This is a genomic window from Paenibacillus sp. P4_A9 (assembly GCF_056402415.1).
The window spans coordinates 25,429-45,208 of the sequence record NZ_JBFUHL010000002.1 but is presented as its reverse complement, the minus strand read 5'-3'; the positions used below and the strand labels follow the sequence as shown (position 1 = coordinate 45,208).

The window sequence follows — 19,780 nt, the reverse complement described above, 5'->3', positions numbered from 1 at the left end:
CATAGTTGCATTGCATATGTAGCCACTCCTTTCAGAGTCTTTACCAAAATAACCCACCGTATTGAAACTCTATCACCAATAGGATAATCTTGTAAAACACTATCAAAAACTATATGATGCAGACCATTATTTGGTGCTTTTATATTTGGGATTTTGCTATGTGTTTCGTACTAAATCATTAACTATAATTTGCGTCACTTGTGGTACGGTTCCCCCCGATTTATCCGCATCGCGCGATAAATCTGCTCCACCAGCACCAGCCGCATCAGCTGGTGCGGCAGCGTCATGCGGCCAAAAGACAGCCGCATATCCGCACGGCGCAGCAGCTCGCTGGACAGCCCCAGCGAGCCCCCAATAACGAAGGCCACCTGGCTCCGCCCGTAGGTGGCCAACTTATCGAGCGAGCCTGCCAGCTGCTCGCTCGTCCACATCTCCCCGTCGATGGCCAGCGCCACGACATACACATCCGCGCCGAGCTTGGCTAGCAGCCGCTCGCCCTCTTTCACCCGCACCTGCTGCTCCTCAGCAGGGCTCATGTTCTCAGGTGCCTTCTCATCCGGCACCTCGATCATCTGCATCTTGGCATACGGGCCAAGACGCTTCACGTACTCCGCAATCCCGTCCACGAGATAGCGCTCCTTTAATTTCCCAACAGTCAGTATCTGTATGTGCATGACGTGCCCCTTTTCTTCTCTAAATCATTCTCTCCATCATACCATTCGTTGCTTGAGCTCACCAAACTGACTCCTTAGTCACTCTCTTTTTCTTTATCCATGTTGCTTTCATTAGTAATCTCTATCCATGTTCGTTTTCATTAGTAAATCTCTATCCTTGTTGTATTTTCTATTTCCCCTCCAAGACAAAGAAAAAAGAGGCCCTCAGGCCCCCCTCAAACGATTAGAAAACGTGATAATGACTGGCAATGCTCGCAATGCTCAGGCGGTGCCCAGTGGGCGAAGTGGGTTTTCTGCAAATCCACAACGTCTGGTGCTTCCTCATACTCATCAACAAATTCATCTATGGCTATTTCCACATGATCTTTACAAACGACATGCATGTTAGTACCTCTCATCCGCAACGGTTCTGTAGATTTCTTTTCTTTCACTTGATCTTCTTTTTTATCTTTGCCTTAGCTCTTGCCCCACAACTACTTATCCGTCGCCTCAACCAGCGTAATCACCGTCGTCAGCTTCTTCCCGCCGCGATAGTACACCACATTGATCTTATCGCCGATCTTCTTTTCATTGTAAAGGTATTTTCTCAACCCAATCGTGCTATCAATTTTGCGATCATCTAGCTGTACAATAACATCCTGCGCCTTCAGCCCCGCTTCCTTCGCAGGTCCTGAGACGTCGAAGACGATAACTCCAGTTTTGACATCTGCAGGTAGCTTTAATACATCCGTCCCTTTAAAAGCTTGCAGCTCCTGCGTCGACACACCAATCAATGGCCGTTTCACCTTATGGTCTTTGATCAGACTATCAATAATCGGTGTCACACTATTAATGGGAATCGCAAAGCCCAAACCTTCAACGCCTGTATCCGAGATCTTCATCGAATTGATGCCGATCACTTTGCCCTCAATATTAACCAACGGTCCCCCGCTGTTGCCTTGGTTAATCGCGGCATCCGTTTGGATGACGTCCATTTCCCAGTCATAATCGGTGCCTTCGCGTGAAAGCGCGACAGGTATCGTCCGCTTCGGCGAAGAAACGATGCCTTGCGTCACCGTTGGTGAGAAGCCAAGACCCAGCGGATTACCCACGGCAATCGCCATTTCACCCGCTCGCAGCTTGTCGGAGTCTCCGAACTCGGCAAGTACTTTAACATCTTTACCATCCGCCTCCAGCACAGCCAAATCGGTAATCCGATCCCGACCAACCAACGTAGCCTTGCGATGCTCGCCTTCGAAGTTCACGATTTCGAACTGATTCCCGTTCTCCACGACATGACTATTCGTCACAATGCGAACTTTATCCCCGCTCCGTGCGAACATGACGCCAGATCCAATGCCAATGCCTGTTTCTTGGCCGGCTTCGTCCTTCTTCGAGGAGATGACACTGACCACAGCTGGTTTTATTCTGTCCGTTGCTGCAACAACCGAGTCATTGCTATTCATTGGATGTACATCAGCCTTGGCCACCACAGGAATCGCAAGATCTTTGGCTGACGAAGCACTGCCTCCAATTGCATGAACAATCCCTACCACGATGAGCATGCCTAATGCCCCGACGAACCCTGCGATGAGGGCGACATACCGTTTTCGACCAGCAAAGCTCGTGAAACTTGTGAAATTCCCTGTCCCTTTGGGACGCCAGACCGGCTCGCGCCTTCTGGATCTTTTGGTCGAATAAAAATCATCATCAAACAAACTCATTTCGGGTTCCTCCTCGCTGACAGGGTTTGAAGCTCACTCGCCTTGCTTTATTTCAATCCATGGATACGTTCAAGTCATCCTGCGATTGGTTTTTTGCAAATAATAGGAATGTTTCGCTCGCTTCTTGCCTACAATAATAGTAAACCAAATCTCTTACCGAATTACTAGAGTTTATGAAAACTTTTCCACATAAGAAAGTATAAATTTTCGGTTCCCGAAAACTGCTTTCTTATTGGCGATAAAACTTACCTCTAAACGCGGTCGCTCATCTTCGAGTGGCTTCGATATAAGTTTTATCACTAGACCTTATTTAAAAGGAGAATGCCACTATGAACCGAATTCCTTCCCATTTTGAAGAAATTAATATGATCGGTAAGCTCGCTGACCTCAAGGAAAGCCACTATCACCAGTCCCTCGTCCTCTCATCTCTCATTCAGGTCTTGATTGATAAAGGTCTCATCACCGCACAGGAAATTCAGCTCAAGTCACAGGAACTCGACGCTGCACTTACTCCGAATCCAATACATCCCATTTCGTAGAACGGTCAAAATACGTATCCATCAGCCGCAGCTGTTTCGCCTCGGGCGCTCGCTCTTGTACTATGTTATTCACGGTTAGCCTGGCCAAATCCATTAAGTTATGATCACGGCTAAGGTGCGCCATATAGACAGATTTCGTCTTATTCGTCATGATATCACAGAGCGCTTCCCCTGCGGCTTCGTTGGATAAATGTCCTTTATCTCCGAGAATTCTGCGCTTAATGCTCCATGGGTAATGCCCCACGCGCAGCATGTCCACATCATGGTTCGTCTCCAGGACCAAGGCATCAGAATCGATGATCTTTTCCTTCACCTTTTCGCTCATATACCCGAGATCCGTTACAACACTTAACTTCTGTTCCCCTTCATAAAAAACATAACCCACCGGCTCCGCCGCATCATGCGAAATCCCGAAGGACTCCACCTTCATCGTCCCGAACTCCTGTACACCGCCCGTGTCCATCACACGCTTGTTGCCTTCGGCGATCACGCCAATCTGGCGATCTAGCTCCACCCACGTCTTCTCATTTGCATAAATCGGCACATCATATTTCCGAGCGAACGCACCCAGCCCTTTGATATGATCCGAATGCTCGTGTGTGACGAGAATGCCATCAATACTGCTCGCGGCAAGCTCCCGCTCCTTCATTAACAACTCCATCTTCTTCGCACTGAAGCCTACGTCGATCAGCAGCTTAACCTCACCGTTATCTACGACCGTTGCATTCCCCGTTGAACCACTTGATAACACCGTAAATCGAATGCCCATCTTCCCTGCTCCTCTATCCTACCTGTGTGCCAGTTGGTTGTTCGTTTTGCTACTTCTTAGGCGTGCTCTTATCGTTAGGAGCTGGAGAAGCTGATGCCCCTCCGTCTCCCTCTGGTGCAAATGGCGCAAGCGCCGCCCCTTTTTCCACCGCGCCATTGAACGCCTGCAAATAATAAATATCTCCGTTATCGATCGTAATCCGCCAATGCGGAAACATCGGCTGTGTTTGCGAGTTATAGGGTTGTCCGTGATAGCCCAAGCGAACCTCGGTAATAATCGAACCATCGCTTAAATAATTGTCCACTAAGCTTCGAACCGCTAATTGGGCCGAAATCAACTTCTGCTGCTCTGTCTGTTCTACCTCTGATTCTACTTCAACGAAAGCTTGACGGTAACTGGTAATTTCTCCATTTTCCTCATTCAATTCGACTCTTACATCGAAAAGCGGAATCTTCCCATACAATTGGGAGAACGCATAAATACCATTTCGGCTTATGGCCGAATCGACCTGATACATAGCGAAGTTCGGAATCTCCGACAGCGACTGAACTTCCTTACTAGCCCCTTTACCGAGCAGCGTGCTCATGTAAATTGGTGTTTTGAGCTTCCGCTCCTCGCCCGGCTTGATGTTATCATCGTATTTCACCGTGATCACCTTCAGCTTAGGCGAATCTGTCGGCAGCTCCTCCGTAATGCGAATATTTTTATTGCGGAGGGCACGATTCAAATCCTCCACAGTACTGGATGGATCCAGGGAAGTTCCCGTCATATTGGAACGATTGGTGGACCACAGCTGGAAGCCGAGAATCATATTCAACAATAAAAAAGAAGCAATCAGAATCGACTTAGCCCTACTCCAATTCATAATCTCACCAACCCTTCCCTGACATCTTGTCTATTCAATAAAATCATACGTACCATCGCGCAACTCAAGTGCCCATGCACTGTTTAAGGTTATCGTCTTATCTGAGATAACGGGACGATACGCCGGGAATATAGATACAATACTAGATCGACGTTGATAGTACTGTAATCGTTGCTCTACCGCTTCGCCAGACATTAACTCGTTCTCGCGTCGTTGCCCCGACTTCAGATCCGGAATCACCATGGATCGCTCGAATCCGGAGATAACACCTTTCTGCACTTGCATTTTCATCGTACCAAAGCCTTCTGGCTGTGCGGTTACAATCGGAAGTGATTCATAGTACTGGCGGAAAGTGAAGGTCTGGTTATCCATGAGCTGTTTTTCCGGTGTGTGAGCTACCATGTATTTCCCATCCCAACCGATATGCTGGTTGATAAATTTAATGCCCGTCAGCAAATCATCCAATACCTCGGTTTTGCTCGCTGCTGGTGCCACCGGATCGAAATACGTAACCCATCGTTGATCTCGATTGAGCTGGAAGCCGCGCTTGCTATCCGTGTAAATTTCAGAACCATCGCGCTCTTTCAGATAGCGGGTGATACCTGGATCCACGAACAAGCTTTGTTTCAACTGATCCGCCGTAAGCTGCGAATACGTGAACGTATAATTAGGCAGATGCAACGGCTTTAATGGTAGATAGTAATCTCCGCTATTCGTTGTTTTGTATAAGTTGGTCGGTTCCCCATAAGCAACGAAATTCTCTACGTCCTTACTCGTGAAATCTGCCCCGATGACCTCATAACCAACACCTGGCGAATCCGTGAAAAAGAACGCACGAACCTCATCATCTGTCCCCTTGGAGTAAATCCAAATTTTCGTAATTTTATCGTTATCAACAGGGATTTCCCCCTCGATTCGGAGCAACTGCTGCAAAATGGTAAACGGTATCGCATCGCGAAAACGAATTTCCACACCTAGCTGCTTTGTTCGTACCTCTTCCCAGTTCACATTGACGAGGTACATCGACGTCTTACGGAAGCCTTTGAAGCTACGTTGTTTAATATTATCTAGCAATCGGGTGTAGTAGTAATTGTTCGGATATAGTACCGAGTGCTGCTGATTACCCAGGTGAATGATGAGCTGATCCGGAAAAAGCATATCCGCCAGCTCCGATTGCTTACCCAACGTCTCCGTCTGGACATAATTACTTTGCTGAATCGGCTCAATCTTCGGAGGACTGTAGGAAGCGAGAATATAGCTCTGATACAAGCTCGTCCCAATCAACAGGACAAGAAAGACCGATTTCAAACTCTCAATCATACCCCATCCTCCTCTTCCTGCTGTATCGGCAGCGTAAATAGGACACGTGTTCCTTGTCCCAGTTCAGACTCTAGCGCAATCGTTCCTCCGTGCGCTTTCACTATTTCCCGGGCAATGGACAGACCGAGGCCTGTACCCCCCATGTTGCGAGAACGCGCTTTATCCACCCGATAGAAACGATCGAAAATACGGGAAAGATCCTTCTTCGGAATCCCCATCCCGTTATCTTGAACGGAGATTTCCAGCATCTCTTTGTCAATCTTGCGCGCTTCCAACCGAATCGCACCTTCATCGCCTGTATACTTAATCGCATTAGATACCAAATTATCGAGAACCTGATCGATTTTGTCACGATCCAATAGTAAGTTCGTTACGCCATGTTCCACGTGTAACACAATCCGAATTTTCCGTTGCTGCAGCTGAAAAGAAAATCGGTCCGCGACCTCTTCCAGCATCTCGCTGACGAGCGTCGAGGACTTGCTCATCATCGACTGCTTCGAATCCAGTCGCGATAGATGCAAGAGATCCGTCACTAAGCGGATCATCCGCTCGGTTTCGCTCCGTGTCACGCTGATGAAGCGCGACGCGAGCTGTGGCTCTTCGATCGCTCCGTCATCGAGCGCCTCGAGATAGCTCTTGATCGTCGTCAGCGGGGTGCGCAGCTCATGCGAGACGTTCGCGACGAACTCGCGGCGCGCCTGCTCGAGCTTCTCTTGATCTGTTACGTCCTGAAGCACCGCAATGATACCGTGCTGGCCCTCTCCACGCTTATGAATCGGCGTAAACGTAATACGAACCGACAGCTGCTCGTCCTCATCGTCGGGCAACTGAATGTCCAGCAGAGTCGTGTTCACTTCTCCTGTCACGAGTTCTCGAATCGTAGCCAGCGGTATCCCGATGACCTCAGATATTTCCAAGCCGAGCGTTGTCTCTTCCTCGACCTGGAGAATCTGCTTCGCCCGACGATTCAGAACGATGACCTGACCTCTGTCATCCGTAGCGATGACGCCATCATTCATATTCGTCAGAATCGAGGCGAGCTTCTCCTTCTCTTCTTCATTGAGCGAGAGCGCCTCTTTCAGCCGATTCATCATGAAATTAAAGGTCTGCCCCAGCTGCCCGATCTCATCGGTCCCTTGAATGACGACCTGCTGATCGAAGTTCCCCTCGGCTACAGCTGTCGCCTGTCTGGTAATCTCTTTAATTGGATTGGTAATCGTGCTCGTTAAGAGGACCCCGAGTAGCGCCGTTAACCCCAAGGCAATCAACGTACCCGAAATGAGAATGCGGTTAATCGAGCGAATAGTCTTATAGACGTCCTCCATCGAGGCGATAATATAAACAGCCCCTAAGACACGTGCTCCGTTTCCGACCGGCTTCGCGATAATGACCTTCCGATACCCGTCTTCATCCGTGAAAATCCGCTGATTATCCTTAATCCCTTGCAAAGCCCGAATCACTTCCGGCTGAGTGTTTTTCTGCTTCAAATGGCTCGGAACTGACGTGCTGATTACGTTCCCATTTGCATCAATGATTTGAATTTCCGCATTATTAATGGAGAAAAGATTGCTAACGAATTCATTTAAGTCCGCATATGTTTTCTTACCCTCAGTGGCATTCTTGCTATCCTGGTCCCCCGTCAAATACGATTCAACGAAGCCAGCAAGCAGCGTAACCTGACTATTGCGGGATGCTAGGAAATCATTTTTAAAATATGTCTCTACCGTCTTATAGAAATAAACGCCAATCAGCTGCATTGCGATAAGGATCAGCAGAACATAAATAATAATTAGCTTCGCTTGAATCGATTGAAAGAAGCGGATGCCCTTCATCTTTAGAAGCCTCCGGCTTTAGGACTGCGCATCAAATAACCAAGACCCCTGCGCGTCATGATATACTCCGGACGGCTTGGATCCGTCTCGAGCTTCTCGCGTAGACGACGAATCGTCACATCGACGGTCCGTACGTCGCCGAAATATTCAAAGCCCCACACCGCTTGCAGCAGGTGCTCACGGGTCATCACTTTGCCTGAGTTTTTAGCCAAATATTGAATCAACTCGAACTCCCGATGTGTCAGATCAAGCGGCGTTCCATCCTTGTAAACCATATACATGTCGTTATCGATGAACAGCGCATGAATGCGCATCCCGTTCCGCTGCGCTTCCGGCTCATTCGGTGCCGATTGCACCTTCGTTTGTCTGCGCAGATGCGCCTTAACACGGGCCAGAAGCTCTCTCGTGCCGAATGGCTTCGTCACATAGTCGTCTGCGCCCATCTCTAAGCCCAGTACCTTGTCCAGCTCCGTATCCTTCGCTGTCAGCATAATGATCGGCGTATTGAGCTTAGAGCGCACCTCACGGCATACATCCATGCCATCCTTGACTGGCAGCATGAGATCAAGCAGGATCAGATCTGGCTGCTCCGAGAACGCAAGCTCTACAGCGCTTCCACCATCGTACGCACAGATGACCTGATAGCCTTCTTTCTCCAGGTTAAATTTCAAAATATCTGCAATTGGTTGTTCATCATCCACCACAAGAATTTTCCCAAACATGCGTCCACCGCCCACTATAAAGTAACTGACACCGCCATCTCCTAATCGAGCGCAGCTGCCAGAGTTATATCCATGTATTAGCCAGTTATTTCCTTCATACTCTTCTACATTTTAACATACATTTAACTAAAAAGAGACAAGGCCCCCGAGTTGTCCGGTTCGACCTTGCCTCAATCTTTATTTACCGATTCAAATATTTCAAAGGATTTTCCAAGCCTCCGCTTTTGTGCACTTCAAAATGCAAATGCACGCCAGTAGAATCACCTGTGCTCCCCATAATTCCAATTTTATCGCCCTTCTCGACGATGGTGCCTGACTTCGCGATGATTTGGCTAAGATGTCCATATAAGGTCTCATAACCATTTAAGTGATTAATAATAATATAATTGCCGTAATCTGATTTGTAGCCCGTTTCGACGACTTTGCCATTATCTGCTGCCATAATATTTCTGTTACCTGTGATGTCAATGCCTTTATGCAGCTTGCCCCAACGATAACCGAATGTACTTGAGATACTAGGAGAAATCACGGGCCATGCGAACTTCCCGGTACCTTCACCTTTAATGACCTTCGTTCCCTTTTTCACCTTAGCGGTAACGGGTTCATCAATAATTTCTTCGTTTACGACTTGTTCTTCCGTCAATAAGCCATCAACCTTGGTCACTTGAATCGTTACTTTCTTCAGTCCATTCTTTCCTGGTGAAATTGGTTGGACCACGCCTAAGCGCATCGAATCGTCTTTCACATACTCGGTATCGTACTGAATCTCCTGATTCTTTACGATCTTCTCCGTCGTTTTCACAGAAAGCGTCGGCTTTAGCACCGTAACGTCCAACTGATTGCCAATCTTAAGCTTATCATCTTGAATGCCTGGATTATTATCATAAATAAATTGCTTCGTGATGCCTAATTTCTTTGCAATACAGGATACACAATCACCTTCAACCACCGTGTACTTGGCAGGTGCAACATCGCCAGTTTGCAAGGTCTTCACAACATCCTCAGGCTTAGCTAATTCTGTAGGATCGATGGGAACTTCCTCTTTGTCGACCGTCTGAACGAATTCCACCTTTTCAAGCTCGGATGGTGCTGTTGAAATATCCTCACCTAGACCGGTAGACAAGGCAGCTACTTTTTCACTGTTTTTCCCTTTGGGTGTAAATGGTTCGCTGACTTGGTTAAGGATTTGATCGGCTGTTGCCTGATCCTTCACAATCGCAATTGTCTTGCCATCCACCTTTAGTGCAACACCCACAGGTTGTGGTATGAGCAATTGATCCAACGAGGAAATCACAGCAGAATCGTCCGTTTCTACATTGTAAGCCCTTTCAGACGTATAGGTGATACTATCTGTTTTAAGCACAACATGAACATCTGGAAAATTCTTCTGTACATCTAACGGTTTGTTCTTCTTATATTCATCAATTATCTTATAGTCGCTTACGATACCTATTTCTTCGTTGTTAAGCATCACATGATAGACATTGTCCATGCCTGCTTCTACGTACTGATGTCCGGTGAACGTAATCGCTCCCGTAAGTGCAATGGCACCTACACCTAGTCCAATAGCCCATTTATGTCGTTTAATAACCGTTAGTGTCGTGGATGTCGTAACTTCGTCTAGCTGAACTGCTTCTAGCTGCTTGTCTGATAATGATTCATTTCCGGTCAAGCTTTCTCGCTTAGGCTTGAATCTCTTAATGAGATCCATGACAAAACGCATTCCCCTGAAACCTGTCATGATCTTCTCCCTTTGAACGGTTTTGCATCCTTGGATTTGCTCCGAAGATACATAAATAAACCTTGATTAGACATAATATCCATTATGTTGTCTTTCTTTTGTTAAATTTAACACACTTTCTGTGCTCATTTCAACAAAATACTCGATCTCCATGTGATAGATTCGTGTCCACCACCAAAAGAAGCCGCTAAAATACTATTTTTTGTTCGAAACCCCAACTGCCCTTACCCATATTTTTACATAAAGTGACGAAGGGCGTGAAACTTAGAAGGGAAGCTACGGATGTAGATCTATCGGTCAGCAACTTCCCTAAACCTAGTACTTATTTAAAATATCCGTTAACTGCGTTAGCTCTTTGTCACTCAAATATTTCTTGAGTGTCGTGTTTACTTCTTCAAGTTCTTGCGTTGTAATCCCATCCTCCAGGATCGCGGAGAGTGTTTGCACCTCAGTCTGCGGCAGCTTAGCGACCACAAGTGAAAATATTTTCATTTTATCATCACTCGAGAGGGCTTCTTTCTTTTTCGCAAAATCCTCTGTGGACATGACAAGCTCCTTCTTCTCGCTCTCCTCCGTTCGAGCGCTTCCCATCACGGCTATCGCATCGTCTTGATTTACTGTCGATGTATCTACATCGCCAGACGAACTAATACCGCCTACAGGTTGATGATCATTCGGATTTGGACTTGAACTCGGGCTTGGAAAGGCCCCTGACGGGTTGGGACTAGGAGTTGGCGACGGCGTCGTTGCAGGGTTTTCCCCTAATGCTGTCTTCTTCCCCCCGTCTTTCCCCTTAACTATATTCAGCTCTTCCGCCAATCTTGACGCAAATTCACCAAATTGAATCTTTTTACCCATAGCTGGTAGCTGATATTGTCGAAATATATCCTCCACGTACATGTTTACCACATACCACGTTGTAAACATCGTAATTGATGTAATAAGGACGGTGCTTATGACGATTTTACTTAACCAAGTTAACAGTTTCATTCGTTTCGTATCACTCCTAACATTACTTGCGCATAGATATGCTCCTCCTCTCAGTATGGACGAAAACCTTGCCATTATATCCCTATAAGCAAAAAGAAAAATCCCCTAAGCTGCTGAACAGCCTAAGGGATTGTTTAGGTTATCTATGATTTAAGCGTAGATAGGACGAACCAAATTCGTTTGCTCACGGTTACGGCCAACGGAGAAGATCGCGATTGGGATACCTGTCAGCTGGGATACACGCTCAACATAGTGTCTCGCGTTCTCAGGCAGATCGCTCAATGTGCGCGCTTCAGTAACGTCTTCTGTCCACCCTGGAAGCTCTTCGTACACCGCTTCGCACTCGGAGATAGCTTTCAAGCTCGCTGGGTAGTGCTCAATCAACTCACCGCGGTACATGTAGCCTGTGCAAATTTTGACCGTTTCTAGGCCTGTCAGAACGTCGATCGAGTTCAAGGACAAGCCCGTGATGCCGCTAACGCGTCTTGCGTGACGCACAACAACACTGTCGAACCAGCCAACACGACGAGGACGACCTGTTACCGTGCCGTACTCGAAGCCTTTTTCACGAATCCAAGCACCGATTTCATTGTCCAATTCCGTTGGGAAAGGACCGTCGCCGACACGTGTCGTATACGCTTTAGCTACACCGATAATGTTGTGAATCTTCGTCGGGCCAACACCAGAACCGATACACACACCGCCAGCCGTTGGGTTCGAAGAAGTTACATACGGGTATGTGCCTTGATCAATATCCAACATGACGCCTTGCGCGCCTTCGAACAACACTCTGCGACCTTGGTCGATGTATTCATTCAAGATGACGGAAGTGTCTTTCACGTAAGGACGAATCACTTCAGCGTACGCTAGGTACTCTTTAAGGATTGGCTCCACATCAAGACCTGTCGAACCGTAGACTTGCTCGATCAAAACATTTTTCTCAGCAACGATACGACGAAGCTTCAATTCGAACTCTTCTGCATCCATCAAATCCGCGATACGAATACCGTTACGTGCTGCTTTATCCATATAACAAGGACCGATCCCTTTGCGGGTCGTACCGATTTTGCTATCACCTTTACGATCTTCTTCCAGACCGTCAAGAACCAAATGATACGGCATAATGACATGCGCGCGATCACTGATATTCAGGTTCGTTGTTGTAAAACCATTATCATGAATATAATTAATTTCTTCAATGAGTGCAGCCGGATTAATAACCATCCCATTCCCGATCACACAAGCTTTATCTCTGTAAAAAATACCGGAAGGAATCATCGTCAGCTTGTACTTTTTCCCGCTAATAATGATCGTGTGACCTGCATTGTTACCACCTTGATAACGCGCAACAACCTCAGCAGATTCCGCTAAGAAATCCGTGATTTTACCTTTTCCTTCATCTCCCCATTGCGTACCGACAACAACAACCGTTGACATATGCACTTACCTCCGTACGGTGACAAGTCACCCATAATGAGCCGTTATGGCTGTAAGACCACAGAGGAAAGTTGGACTTCATTAAAGCGCTAAAGCGTTCAGCGTCCATTGCACTTTCCCTCTGGCGATTCTGGTGATGCATCTACCTCTATTCACTGCTACACGCGGCAACAGATAAGAGAGCTAACTCTCACTTACTCACCGCAAAGGAATATCTGGTCTCTTTCGGCAGTGATCTGCAGAAAGGAAACCCGCCCTTCGGCATGAAAAAACGACCTTATTTCGAGTTACCTGCTTGAAGCCGGCTTGTCGATCAAGGTTTTTTCACCGTCTTTAGTTTAGCAGTCCCCCATGCCAAAGTCAATGAAAAACGAACGATTATAGGGGTGTCTGTATAATTGTTCGGAATTTACGTTAACTATTTCATTGCTGCCGCTAAAAGAAGAAAAAGCTCTGGCTTTGCCTATTCCTCATTGATTCTCTTCCCCATAAGATTCCACTTCAGGGCTTTTTTTATGTCTGATTGCTGTGGAAAATGCAAATTTTTCATTTAAGGGGAACCCCTCATATAAATTCCCTCAATTCAACAAAGAAAAAACAGCCGTCAATACTGCCCGGCTGCTGCTTCTTGATGACTGCGATCCATATTCACGAATTTATTGAATTGTTTCAGAAATGCCAGCTCGACGGTTCCTACGGGACCATTACGCTGTTTGGCAATAATAATCTCGATAATGTTCTTCTTCTCGGATTCCTTATCGTAGTAATCGTCCCGGTAGAGGAACGCTACGATGTCGGCATCTTGCTCAATGGAACCGGATTCCCGAAGGTCAGACATCATCGGACGTTTGTCCTGCCGCTGCTCAACGCCCCGGCTCAGCTGCGAGAGCGCGATAACCGGTACATTCAGCTCACGGGCAATTTGCTTCAGCGTACGGGAGATTTCAGAGACCTCCTGCTGACGGTTGTCGCCGCCTTTACCACCACGGCCAGCAATCAGCTGCAAGTAGTCGATGAGGATCATGCCGAGCCCTTTTTCCTGCTGCAAACGACGACACTTCGCCCGGATATCCGCGACCGTAATCGTCGGAGTATCGTCGATATAGATATTCGCCTCTGACAAGGCACCGATGGCCATCGTCAGCTTCTCCCAGTCGTCGCCTTCGAGATAACCCGTCCGCATACGGTTCGCATCGACGTTGGCCTCGGCGCAGATCATACGTTGTACGAGTTGCGCCGCGCCCATCTCGAGCGAGAAGATCGCGACGGTCTCTTTGGCCCGAACGCCTACATTCTGCGCCACGTTCAGTGCGAACGCGGTTTTACCAACAGAAGGTCGGGCGGCCAGAATGACTAAATCCGAACGCTGGAAGCCAGACGTCATCTTGTCCAGGTCAATAAATCCTGACGGAATTCCCGTTGACCCACCCTTGTTCGAGTATAGGCTTTCAACCTTTTCGAACACTTCCATGAGCACGTCGCGGATGACGACGAATCCGCTGGAGCTACGGCGCTGCGAAATCTCAAGGATCTTCGTCTCTGCCTCACTGAGCATCGCCCCGACATCATCCTCATTGGCGTAGCCATTGGTGACGATTTGGGTCGCGGTGCGGATCAAACGGCGAAGCATCGACTTCTCTTCGACGATCGCCGCGTAGTAGTCGATGTTGGCAGCGGTTGGCACCGCGTTCGCCAGCTCCGACAAATACGTCACACCGCCGATTTCCTCAAGCTGCGACTTGTTTTGGAGAAGCGCGGTTAGTGTAATCAAATCGACAGGTTCTTGATCTTCAGCGAGCTCCACGATCGCCTCGAATATCCGCTGATGCGTACCGCGATAGAAGTCATCGCTGGATATCCGCTCCATCGCGGTAATCAAAGCCTCACTGTTGATCAGAATCGCACCAAGGACGGCTTGCTCGGCTTCTATATTTTGAGGCGGAACACGATCCATAAACATATTATCTCCGTTGCTCATGCTACTGTGCCCGCCTTTCATTTTCGCTATTTAATAGTTTACTAGTTTTGCGTCTACAAGAGAGAAGAGTCCCAGACTGGGACTCTCGTTCTCTCTACCTGCTATTCGAATCTTCATGACCCACAAGTTTACTTCTCTTCCGTTACTTGAACATTCAAGCTAGCTGTTACTTCCGCATGCAGTTTAACGGGAACCTTCGTTACACCCAGTGTACGAATCGGCTCTTCCAGCACGATTTTACGCTTATCGATCACGATCTTAAATTGCTTCTCAAGCACTTCAGCGATTTGTTTACTAGGAATGGCTCCGAACAAACGTCCACCTTCGCCAGACTTCGCTTTAATTTGAACGGTCATTTCACCAAGCTTCTCACCCAATGCCTGTGCATCAGCCTTCTCTTGATCCTTGCGGCGTTGCTCGGCTTTTTTCTGATTATCCAACACTTTGACAGTGCCCTGTGTAGCTGGAGCAGCAAGTCCTTGTGCGATCAAGAAATTTTGCGCATAACCCTCGGATACCTCTTTAACTTCGCCCTTCTTACCTTGGCCCTTTACATCTTTGAGTAAAATTACTTTCATTCGAAAAGTCCCTCCTCTTCCTGCATATCGGCTAGTACTTGTTTTAATCGATTCGTTGCTTCCTCTAATGTACCGTCCGTCTGTGTGGCTGCATTGGTTAGATGCCCGCCGCCGCCAAGACGCTCCATGACCACTTGAACATTCATTTGACCTAGCGATCTCGCGCTAATCCCAATTAATCCATCTGGTCGTTCGGCAATTACGAAGGAAGCCATAATATTCGTCATATTTAACAATGTATCAGCAACTTGAGCAATCATCAACTGAGAATATTTGCGTGATGGCTCTGCAACTGCCAATGCGATATGATCATAGATCGTTTCTGTGTGTTTAATAACTTCGGCACGCTCAATATAAGAATCAAGATCTTCCTTCAGCAGCTTCTGAATAAGAGCAGAGTCTGCCCCATTACGTCGTAAGTACGACGCTGCTTCGAAGGTTCTGGCCCCCGTCCGAAGGCTGAAGCTCTTCGTATCTACAACGATACCAGCCAGCAGCATCGTGGCCTCAAGTACCTCCATCGATAACTTCTCGTTGATATATTGCAGCAGCTCTGTCACAAGCTCACACGTAGAGGACGCGTACGGCTCCATGTAGACGAGCGTAGCATCATGGATGAACTCCTCACTCCTACGATGATGATCAACCACTACGACCCTGTGAGTCAGCTGCAGCAGCCTTGGCTCCGCGACCATCGAAGCCTTGTGTGTATCAACGACAACCGCAAGGGAACGCTGTGTCGTAATCTGCATCCCTTGCTCCGGTGTAATGAACCAACGGTGCAGTCGCTCATCCGTCGAAATCGTCTCCATCACCTTCTGAATGGAAGGATTAATGCCCTCTAGAACAATGTAGCCTTCTTTGCCCACAACCTGTACAGCTTTGAGCACACCAATCGCCGCGCCGATAGAGTCCATATCCGGAAAACGATGACCCATGATGATAACCTTATCGCTGTCCTTCATCAGATCACGCAGCGCATGCGAGATCACCCGAGCTCTAACCCGTGTACGTTTCTCAACCGCATTCGTTCTTCCGCCATAGAAGGACAGTCGCTGCCCAACCTTCACCGTCACCTGATCCCCGCCGCGGCCGAGTGACATGTCTAATCCCATTTGTGCCATTTGACCAAGTTCAGCCAGCTGGTCGGCTCCTGATGCAATCCCAATGCTAAGCGTTAGTGGCAGCTTGTTCTCGATCGTTAGATCACGAACATCATCCAACAGCTCAAAGCGTGTTTGTTCTAATTGACGCAATGCCTTCTGATCCATCAGGATCAGGAAGCGATCTGATGATGTCCGGCGTAGATACAGTTGATTCTTCTGAGCCCACTCCGTAATCTCACCCGTGACCTTGGCCAGCATAATACTGCGCGCTTGATCATCCAGTCCCTGCGTGGCCTCATCCAAATTATCCATCATGACGATCCCAATCGCCGGTTTGCTATCTTCGTATTTCTTCGCCAGCAACGCTTGCTCCGTAATTTCACGTAGATAGAGGAGTCTCTCCTCGGGTTTGAACCAGACTTGATAAATAAATTGGCCAACCTTTAACTCCATTTTATCGCTTTTGTCTTTCTTATTTTTGAGATCAGGGAAATAATCAAGAAGCGACTCACCAATGACCGAGTCATGCCCTAGCATTTTTGCTACAAAAGGATTATGCCACTCAATGCGTTTCTCTTCATTATATAAAATAATGCCGATGGGCAGGCCGCTCATGACTTCATTGCCCGCTTTTTTTACCCGATGGGATATCGTTCCGACGTACGTATTCAATTCACGGCGAAAAGCTGTCTCGGCTTGCAGCGTAAAGTACGCCATGACTCCGCAGAGTAAGAAAGCCGTTAGGCCCAGCCACCATTTGAACATATAGATAATGGCTGTCAAGGCGATGAGGAGAATGAACATCCACACGATATGTTGACCGTGCCACCGCTTCAAAAGGAACTTCGGCATTCGAACTAGCTCCTAATCCTATAAATTTTTCTTGAACCGTTCACGGATTGGAAACGCAACATCAAATACCCCTAATAGGCTGTAAACAAAGAATAGCGGCGAAATAATAACTAAGAGGATAATCGCTACGACGGGTAATATTGGCTTCCATTTATTCGCATGAGCCACATAAAATAGAAAGCCTATTGCTTGAATAGCGAATACGAGCATCAATAGCGGCATCGCATTCATCAATAGTGTCGAAATTAGCGAGCTCGAATCAGGCTTCGTGAACAATTCTAAAACGAACGCTATTAGATAAATCCAAACCAGCGATTTGGGCAGCATCCATTCCCTCATCGGGCGCAAACCTGGGATACCTTCGCCAGATTTGTTCAAAAACCAGCGCGTTACGCCATGCGTCACGAAGGTCAGGAACAACGCCATGAAAATCAGATACAACGGAATGACCTGTACAATGAAGCTCACATACCAGTCTTGATCCTTCGGCAAAATCTCTTGAATGCTTTGCGGCATGGTTGCAATACTATCTATCATGAATTGTTTAAACTTGGAAACCGGATCAAGTCCTAATGCAAAGCCTAAAACTAAACCTAACAACGACTCCGCTAGTATGGTTACGATACCCGCGGTTAGTACGGATCTGGCTGGCGCTTTGCGTTTATATAGATTCCCCATCACTAACACAGGTGGTAATATAAACAACGCAATTGTTACTAAATAAAGGCCTAACCACTGAGTAAGAATAAAAACAACGAACAGACTGAGCACATAGCTAACGACGAAACGCTTTGTACTTGTTTTGACATATAACATAAGCACTGGAACCAACAGAAAACTACATGTAAAAATAATAAATGGCGTCATCAGCGATAGCAACGAAATAATCATAACTACGCTCCAGATGACACTTTGCCAACTTCGATTCCCCAACCGGGCTCACCTCTTACGTAAATGTTCTTCGAGCGATGAAATGTCGCCGTACCAGTCCTCAAGTTGATGTCCCTCTTGGCGGTGCTTCTTCATTTTCTCAACAATAGCTTCGTCCAAACTGCGATAAGAAATCCCCAGTCTTCGGCCTAAAATATAGCCGCTCGATATCAAGCTGGCCAATCCATCGATCATCTTGGCATGACTACCTTCCCACATGCCCTTGAGCAGATGAGCTACATGATCTACGACTTCTGTTTTGAGCCACTCAATGACTTTGGCTCGTCTGGCTAGGTCAATATCTTTTTCCCTATTCAGCAACCGTCATCTCTCCTCATCTCACAAAGAAACGATATTGTTCAATTATACCACAAATAGGTACTAGAAAAGAAAGCCTCTACATAGGTATTCGATCACGTCATTGGGCATACAAAAAAGACAGCCGTTTGACCAGCTGTCTTTTTGATAAAACCTATTCCGTTGTGTAAGGCAACAACGCGATTGTACGGCTGCGTTTGATCGCAATCGTCAAAGCACGTTGGTACTTAGCGGAAGTACCAGTTACACGTCTAGGAAGAATCTTCCCGCGCTCACTGATGAACTTTTTAAGAGTCTCGATATCTTTATAATCAATATGCTTGATTTTGTTTACAGTGAAGTAACAAACCTTACGGCGCTTGCCTTTACCGCCTTTGCCACGAGGAGCAAATTTGCGATCAGCACGATCATCACCATTATTGTCTCTTTTTTGGAAAGCCATTGTGTCTCTTCAGTCCTTTCTACGTTTAAAATGGCAAATCATCATCGGAAATATCGATCGGTTTTCCGTCATCTATGAAAGGATCCTGCTGCTCGCGCGATCCACCGCCACGATTGCCACTGCCGCTTCCGCCGCCGTAGCTTGCGTTTGCGTTAGGTGATCCGCCTTCTTCGCGATTTCCGCCGCCGCTAGATTCAAGGAAACGTACATTATCGGCAATAATTTCAGTCACGTAAACACGTTTTCCTTCATTATTGTCGTAGTTACGAACTTGAATGCGTCCTTCAACTGCTGTTAAGCGACCTTTACGCAAGTAATTCGCACATGTTTCGGCAAGCTGCCTCCACGTGACAATATTGATAAAGTCCGCTTCACGTTCTTTCGAGCCACCGCTCGTGAAAGGACGATCCACAGCAAGTGTGAATTGGGTAACTGCTACCCCAGCTGGTGTATAACGAAGTTCTGGATCTTTGGTCAATCGACCGATAAGAATGACACGGTTCAACATGGAATAACCCTCCTGACGAAAATACTGGCTTTGATTAAGCTACGTCGTTTACGATTAAGTGACGAATAACTTCGTCCGAAATCTTAAGTACGCGATCAAGTTCAGTTACAACAGCAGGTTCTGCGTTGAAGTGTACAAGCACATAGTGCCCGTCACGGAACTTCTTGATCTCATACGCAAGACGGCGTTTACCCATCAGGTCATGTTTGGAGATTTCTCCCCCACCGTTCGAGATGATGCCTTGAAATTTTTCAACCGTAGATTGAACAACTTCTTGCTCAATGTCAGTACGAATGATGTACATCAATTCATATTTGCGCATGTATTTCACCTCCTTTTGGACTAAGCGGCTCCTGTTCAAACTTGCTAGGCAAGCGAAGGAGCAAGGAGCGAGGATTCTTTTCAAAACTCGCACCTGAATACTATAGCAAATCATGCGGCAAATTACAAGTTTTTATCACAGGCTTCGCATAGGT

At 47.1% G+C, this 19,780-nt stretch carries 20 protein-coding genes; 1 reads left to right on the top strand and 19 read right to left on the bottom strand.

What is annotated here, in order from left to right:
* Window positions 1–194 precede the first annotated feature (194 nt).
* The 3 genes from rlmH to AC1DVJ_RS02520 all read right to left on the bottom strand — a co-directional run bounded on the left by rlmH (window position 195) and on the right by AC1DVJ_RS02520 (window position 2,377).
* The gene (gene rlmH, locus AC1DVJ_RS02530; RefSeq protein ID WP_477588118.1) at window positions 195–674 is read right to left on the bottom strand and encodes a 23S rRNA (pseudouridine(1915)-N(3))-methyltransferase RlmH; all 480 of its coding nucleotides are present in this window, start codon (window positions 672–674) and stop codon (window positions 195–197) included.
* A gap of 215 nt (window positions 675–889) precedes the next feature.
* Window positions 890–1,057, bottom strand: a complete 168-nt coding sequence (locus tag AC1DVJ_RS02525; RefSeq protein WP_063795715.1) for a CxxH/CxxC protein — start codon at window positions 1,055–1,057, stop codon at window positions 890–892.
* A 90-nt stretch (window positions 1,058–1,147) separates the two neighbouring features.
* On the bottom strand, window positions 1,148–2,377 hold the full coding sequence (locus AC1DVJ_RS02520; RefSeq protein ID WP_477588116.1) for a S1C family serine protease: 1,230 nt from the start codon (window positions 2,375–2,377) through the stop codon (window positions 1,148–1,150).
* 329 nt (window positions 2,378–2,706) lie between these two features.
* Here AC1DVJ_RS02520 and AC1DVJ_RS02515 point away from each other — a divergent pair, with 329 nt between their 5' ends.
* Complete coding sequence (locus AC1DVJ_RS02515; RefSeq protein WP_056622608.1) at window positions 2,707–2,916, top strand: hypothetical protein; 210 nt, start codon at window positions 2,707–2,709, stop codon at window positions 2,914–2,916.
* On the opposite strand, the gene AC1DVJ_RS02510 is transcribed toward AC1DVJ_RS02515, so the two are convergent.
* The 16 genes from AC1DVJ_RS02510 to rpsF all read right to left on the bottom strand — a co-directional run bounded on the left by AC1DVJ_RS02510 (window position 2,885) and on the right by rpsF (window position 19,626).
* Complete coding sequence (locus AC1DVJ_RS02510) at window positions 2,885–3,685, bottom strand: MBL fold metallo-hydrolase (protein WP_477588114.1); 801 nt, start codon at window positions 3,683–3,685, stop codon at window positions 2,885–2,887. The genes AC1DVJ_RS02515 and AC1DVJ_RS02510 overlap by 32 nt on opposite strands.
* 49 nt (window positions 3,686–3,734) lie before the next feature.
* The gene (gene yycI, locus AC1DVJ_RS02505) at window positions 3,735–4,550 is read right to left on the bottom strand and encodes a two-component system regulatory protein YycI (RefSeq protein WP_477588112.1); all 816 of its coding nucleotides are present in this window, start codon (window positions 4,548–4,550) and stop codon (window positions 3,735–3,737) included.
* A gap of 30 nt (window positions 4,551–4,580) precedes the next feature.
* Window positions 4,581–5,870: a YycH family regulatory protein gene (locus AC1DVJ_RS02500; protein WP_477588110.1), complete on the bottom strand. Its 1,290-nt coding sequence runs from the start codon at window positions 5,868–5,870 to the stop codon at window positions 4,581–4,583.
* Entirely contained in the window at window positions 5,867–7,702 is a 1,836-nt protein-coding gene (walK, locus tag AC1DVJ_RS02495) for a cell wall metabolism sensor histidine kinase WalK (protein WP_477588109.1), read from the bottom strand. Before walK ends, AC1DVJ_RS02500 begins: the two co-directional genes overlap by 4 nt.
* 2 nt (window positions 7,703–7,704) lie before the next feature.
* Complete coding sequence (gene yycF / locus AC1DVJ_RS02490) at window positions 7,705–8,424, bottom strand: response regulator YycF (protein ID WP_477588107.1); 720 nt, start codon at window positions 8,422–8,424, stop codon at window positions 7,705–7,707.
* Between the two features lie 181 nt (window positions 8,425–8,605).
* Complete coding sequence (locus AC1DVJ_RS02485) at window positions 8,606–10,147, bottom strand: peptidoglycan DD-metalloendopeptidase family protein (protein WP_477588106.1); 1,542 nt, start codon at window positions 10,145–10,147, stop codon at window positions 8,606–8,608.
* A 333-nt stretch (window positions 10,148–10,480) separates the two neighbouring features.
* Complete coding sequence (locus AC1DVJ_RS02480; RefSeq protein ID WP_477588105.1) at window positions 10,481–11,155, bottom strand: hypothetical protein; 675 nt, start codon at window positions 11,153–11,155, stop codon at window positions 10,481–10,483.
* A gap of 150 nt (window positions 11,156–11,305) precedes the next feature.
* Complete coding sequence (locus AC1DVJ_RS02475) at window positions 11,306–12,592, bottom strand: adenylosuccinate synthase (RefSeq protein WP_477588103.1); 1,287 nt, start codon at window positions 12,590–12,592, stop codon at window positions 11,306–11,308.
* 604 nt (window positions 12,593–13,196) lie between these two features.
* Window positions 13,197–14,570, bottom strand: a complete 1,374-nt coding sequence (dnaB, locus tag AC1DVJ_RS02470) for a replicative DNA helicase (RefSeq protein ID WP_477588101.1) — start codon at window positions 14,568–14,570, stop codon at window positions 13,197–13,199.
* Window positions 14,571–14,698: 128 nt separating this feature from the next.
* Window positions 14,699–15,148: a 50S ribosomal protein L9 gene (rplI, locus tag AC1DVJ_RS02465; protein WP_477588099.1), complete on the bottom strand. Its 450-nt coding sequence runs from the start codon at window positions 15,146–15,148 to the stop codon at window positions 14,699–14,701.
* Window positions 15,145–17,106, bottom strand: a complete 1,962-nt coding sequence (locus tag AC1DVJ_RS02460) for a DHH family phosphoesterase (protein ID WP_477588098.1) — start codon at window positions 17,104–17,106, stop codon at window positions 15,145–15,147. The genes rplI and AC1DVJ_RS02460 overlap by 4 nt, the downstream gene beginning before the upstream one ends.
* A gap of 18 nt (window positions 17,107–17,124) precedes the next feature.
* Entirely contained in the window at window positions 17,125–18,039 is a 915-nt protein-coding gene (locus AC1DVJ_RS02455; RefSeq protein WP_477588096.1) for a DUF2232 domain-containing protein, read from the bottom strand.
* A 6-nt stretch (window positions 18,040–18,045) separates the two neighbouring features.
* The gene (locus tag AC1DVJ_RS02450; RefSeq protein ID WP_477588095.1) at window positions 18,046–18,357 is read right to left on the bottom strand and encodes a MazG-like family protein; all 312 of its coding nucleotides are present in this window, start codon (window positions 18,355–18,357) and stop codon (window positions 18,046–18,048) included.
* Between the two features lie 151 nt (window positions 18,358–18,508).
* On the bottom strand, window positions 18,509–18,796 hold the full coding sequence (gene rpsR, locus AC1DVJ_RS02445; protein ID WP_028557221.1) for a 30S ribosomal protein S18: 288 nt from the start codon (window positions 18,794–18,796) through the stop codon (window positions 18,509–18,511).
* A gap of 25 nt (window positions 18,797–18,821) precedes the next feature.
* Complete coding sequence (gene ssb, locus AC1DVJ_RS02440; RefSeq protein ID WP_477588094.1) at window positions 18,822–19,304, bottom strand: single-stranded DNA-binding protein; 483 nt, start codon at window positions 19,302–19,304, stop codon at window positions 18,822–18,824.
* 34 nt (window positions 19,305–19,338) lie between these two features.
* Window positions 19,339–19,626, bottom strand: coding sequence for a 30S ribosomal protein S6 (gene rpsF / locus AC1DVJ_RS02435; RefSeq protein WP_436239400.1), 288 nt, complete (start codon window positions 19,624–19,626; stop codon window positions 19,339–19,341).
* Window positions 19,627–19,780 lie beyond the last annotated feature (154 nt).

Coding starts and splice junctions, on each gene's coding strand:
- rplI (WP_477588099.1), bottom strand. CDS start 15,148: ATGAAAGTAATTTTACTCAAAGATGTAAAGGGCCAAGGTAAGAAGGGC.
- AC1DVJ_RS02475 (WP_477588103.1), bottom strand. CDS start 12,592: ATGTCAACGGTTGTTGTTGTCGGTACGCAATGGGGAGATGAAGGAAAA.
- ssb (WP_477588094.1), bottom strand. CDS start 19,304: ATGTTGAACCGTGTCATTCTTATCGGTCGATTGACCAAAGATCCAGAA.
- AC1DVJ_RS02515 (WP_056622608.1), top strand. CDS start 2,707: ATGAACCGAATTCCTTCCCATTTTGAAGAAATTAATATGATCGGTAAG.
- AC1DVJ_RS02500 (WP_477588110.1), bottom strand. CDS start 5,870: ATGATTGAGAGTTTGAAATCGGTCTTTCTTGTCCTGTTGATTGGGACG.
- yycI (WP_477588112.1), bottom strand. CDS start 4,550: ATGAATTGGAGTAGGGCTAAGTCGATTCTGATTGCTTCTTTTTTATTG.
- AC1DVJ_RS02460 (WP_477588098.1), bottom strand. CDS start 17,106: ATGCCGAAGTTCCTTTTGAAGCGGTGGCACGGTCAACATATCGTGTGG.
- walK (WP_477588109.1), bottom strand. CDS start 7,702: ATGAAGGGCATCCGCTTCTTTCAATCGATTCAAGCGAAGCTAATTATT.
- rpsF (WP_436239400.1), bottom strand. CDS start 19,626: ATGCGCAAATATGAATTGATGTACATCATTCGTACTGACATTGAGCAA.
- AC1DVJ_RS02520 (WP_477588116.1), bottom strand. CDS start 2,377: ATGAGTTTGTTTGATGATGATTTTTATTCGACCAAAAGATCCAGAAGG.
- AC1DVJ_RS02485 (WP_477588106.1), bottom strand. CDS start 10,147: ATGCGTTTTGTCATGGATCTCATTAAGAGATTCAAGCCTAAGCGAGAA.
- AC1DVJ_RS02480 (WP_477588105.1), bottom strand. CDS start 11,155: ATGAAACTGTTAACTTGGTTAAGTAAAATCGTCATAAGCACCGTCCTT.
- yycF (WP_477588107.1), bottom strand. CDS start 8,424: ATGTTTGGGAAAATTCTTGTGGTGGATGATGAACAACCAATTGCAGAT.
- dnaB (WP_477588101.1), bottom strand. CDS start 14,570: ATGAGCAACGGAGATAATATGTTTATGGATCGTGTTCCGCCTCAAAAT.
- AC1DVJ_RS02510 (WP_477588114.1), bottom strand. CDS start 3,685: ATGGGCATTCGATTTACGGTGTTATCAAGTGGTTCAACGGGGAATGCA.
- rlmH (WP_477588118.1), bottom strand. CDS start 674: ATGCACATACAGATACTGACTGTTGGGAAATTAAAGGAGCGCTATCTC.
- rpsR (WP_028557221.1), bottom strand. CDS start 18,796: ATGGCTTTCCAAAAAAGAGACAATAATGGTGATGATCGTGCTGATCGC.
- AC1DVJ_RS02525 (WP_063795715.1), bottom strand. CDS start 1,057: ATGCATGTCGTTTGTAAAGATCATGTGGAAATAGCCATAGATGAATTT.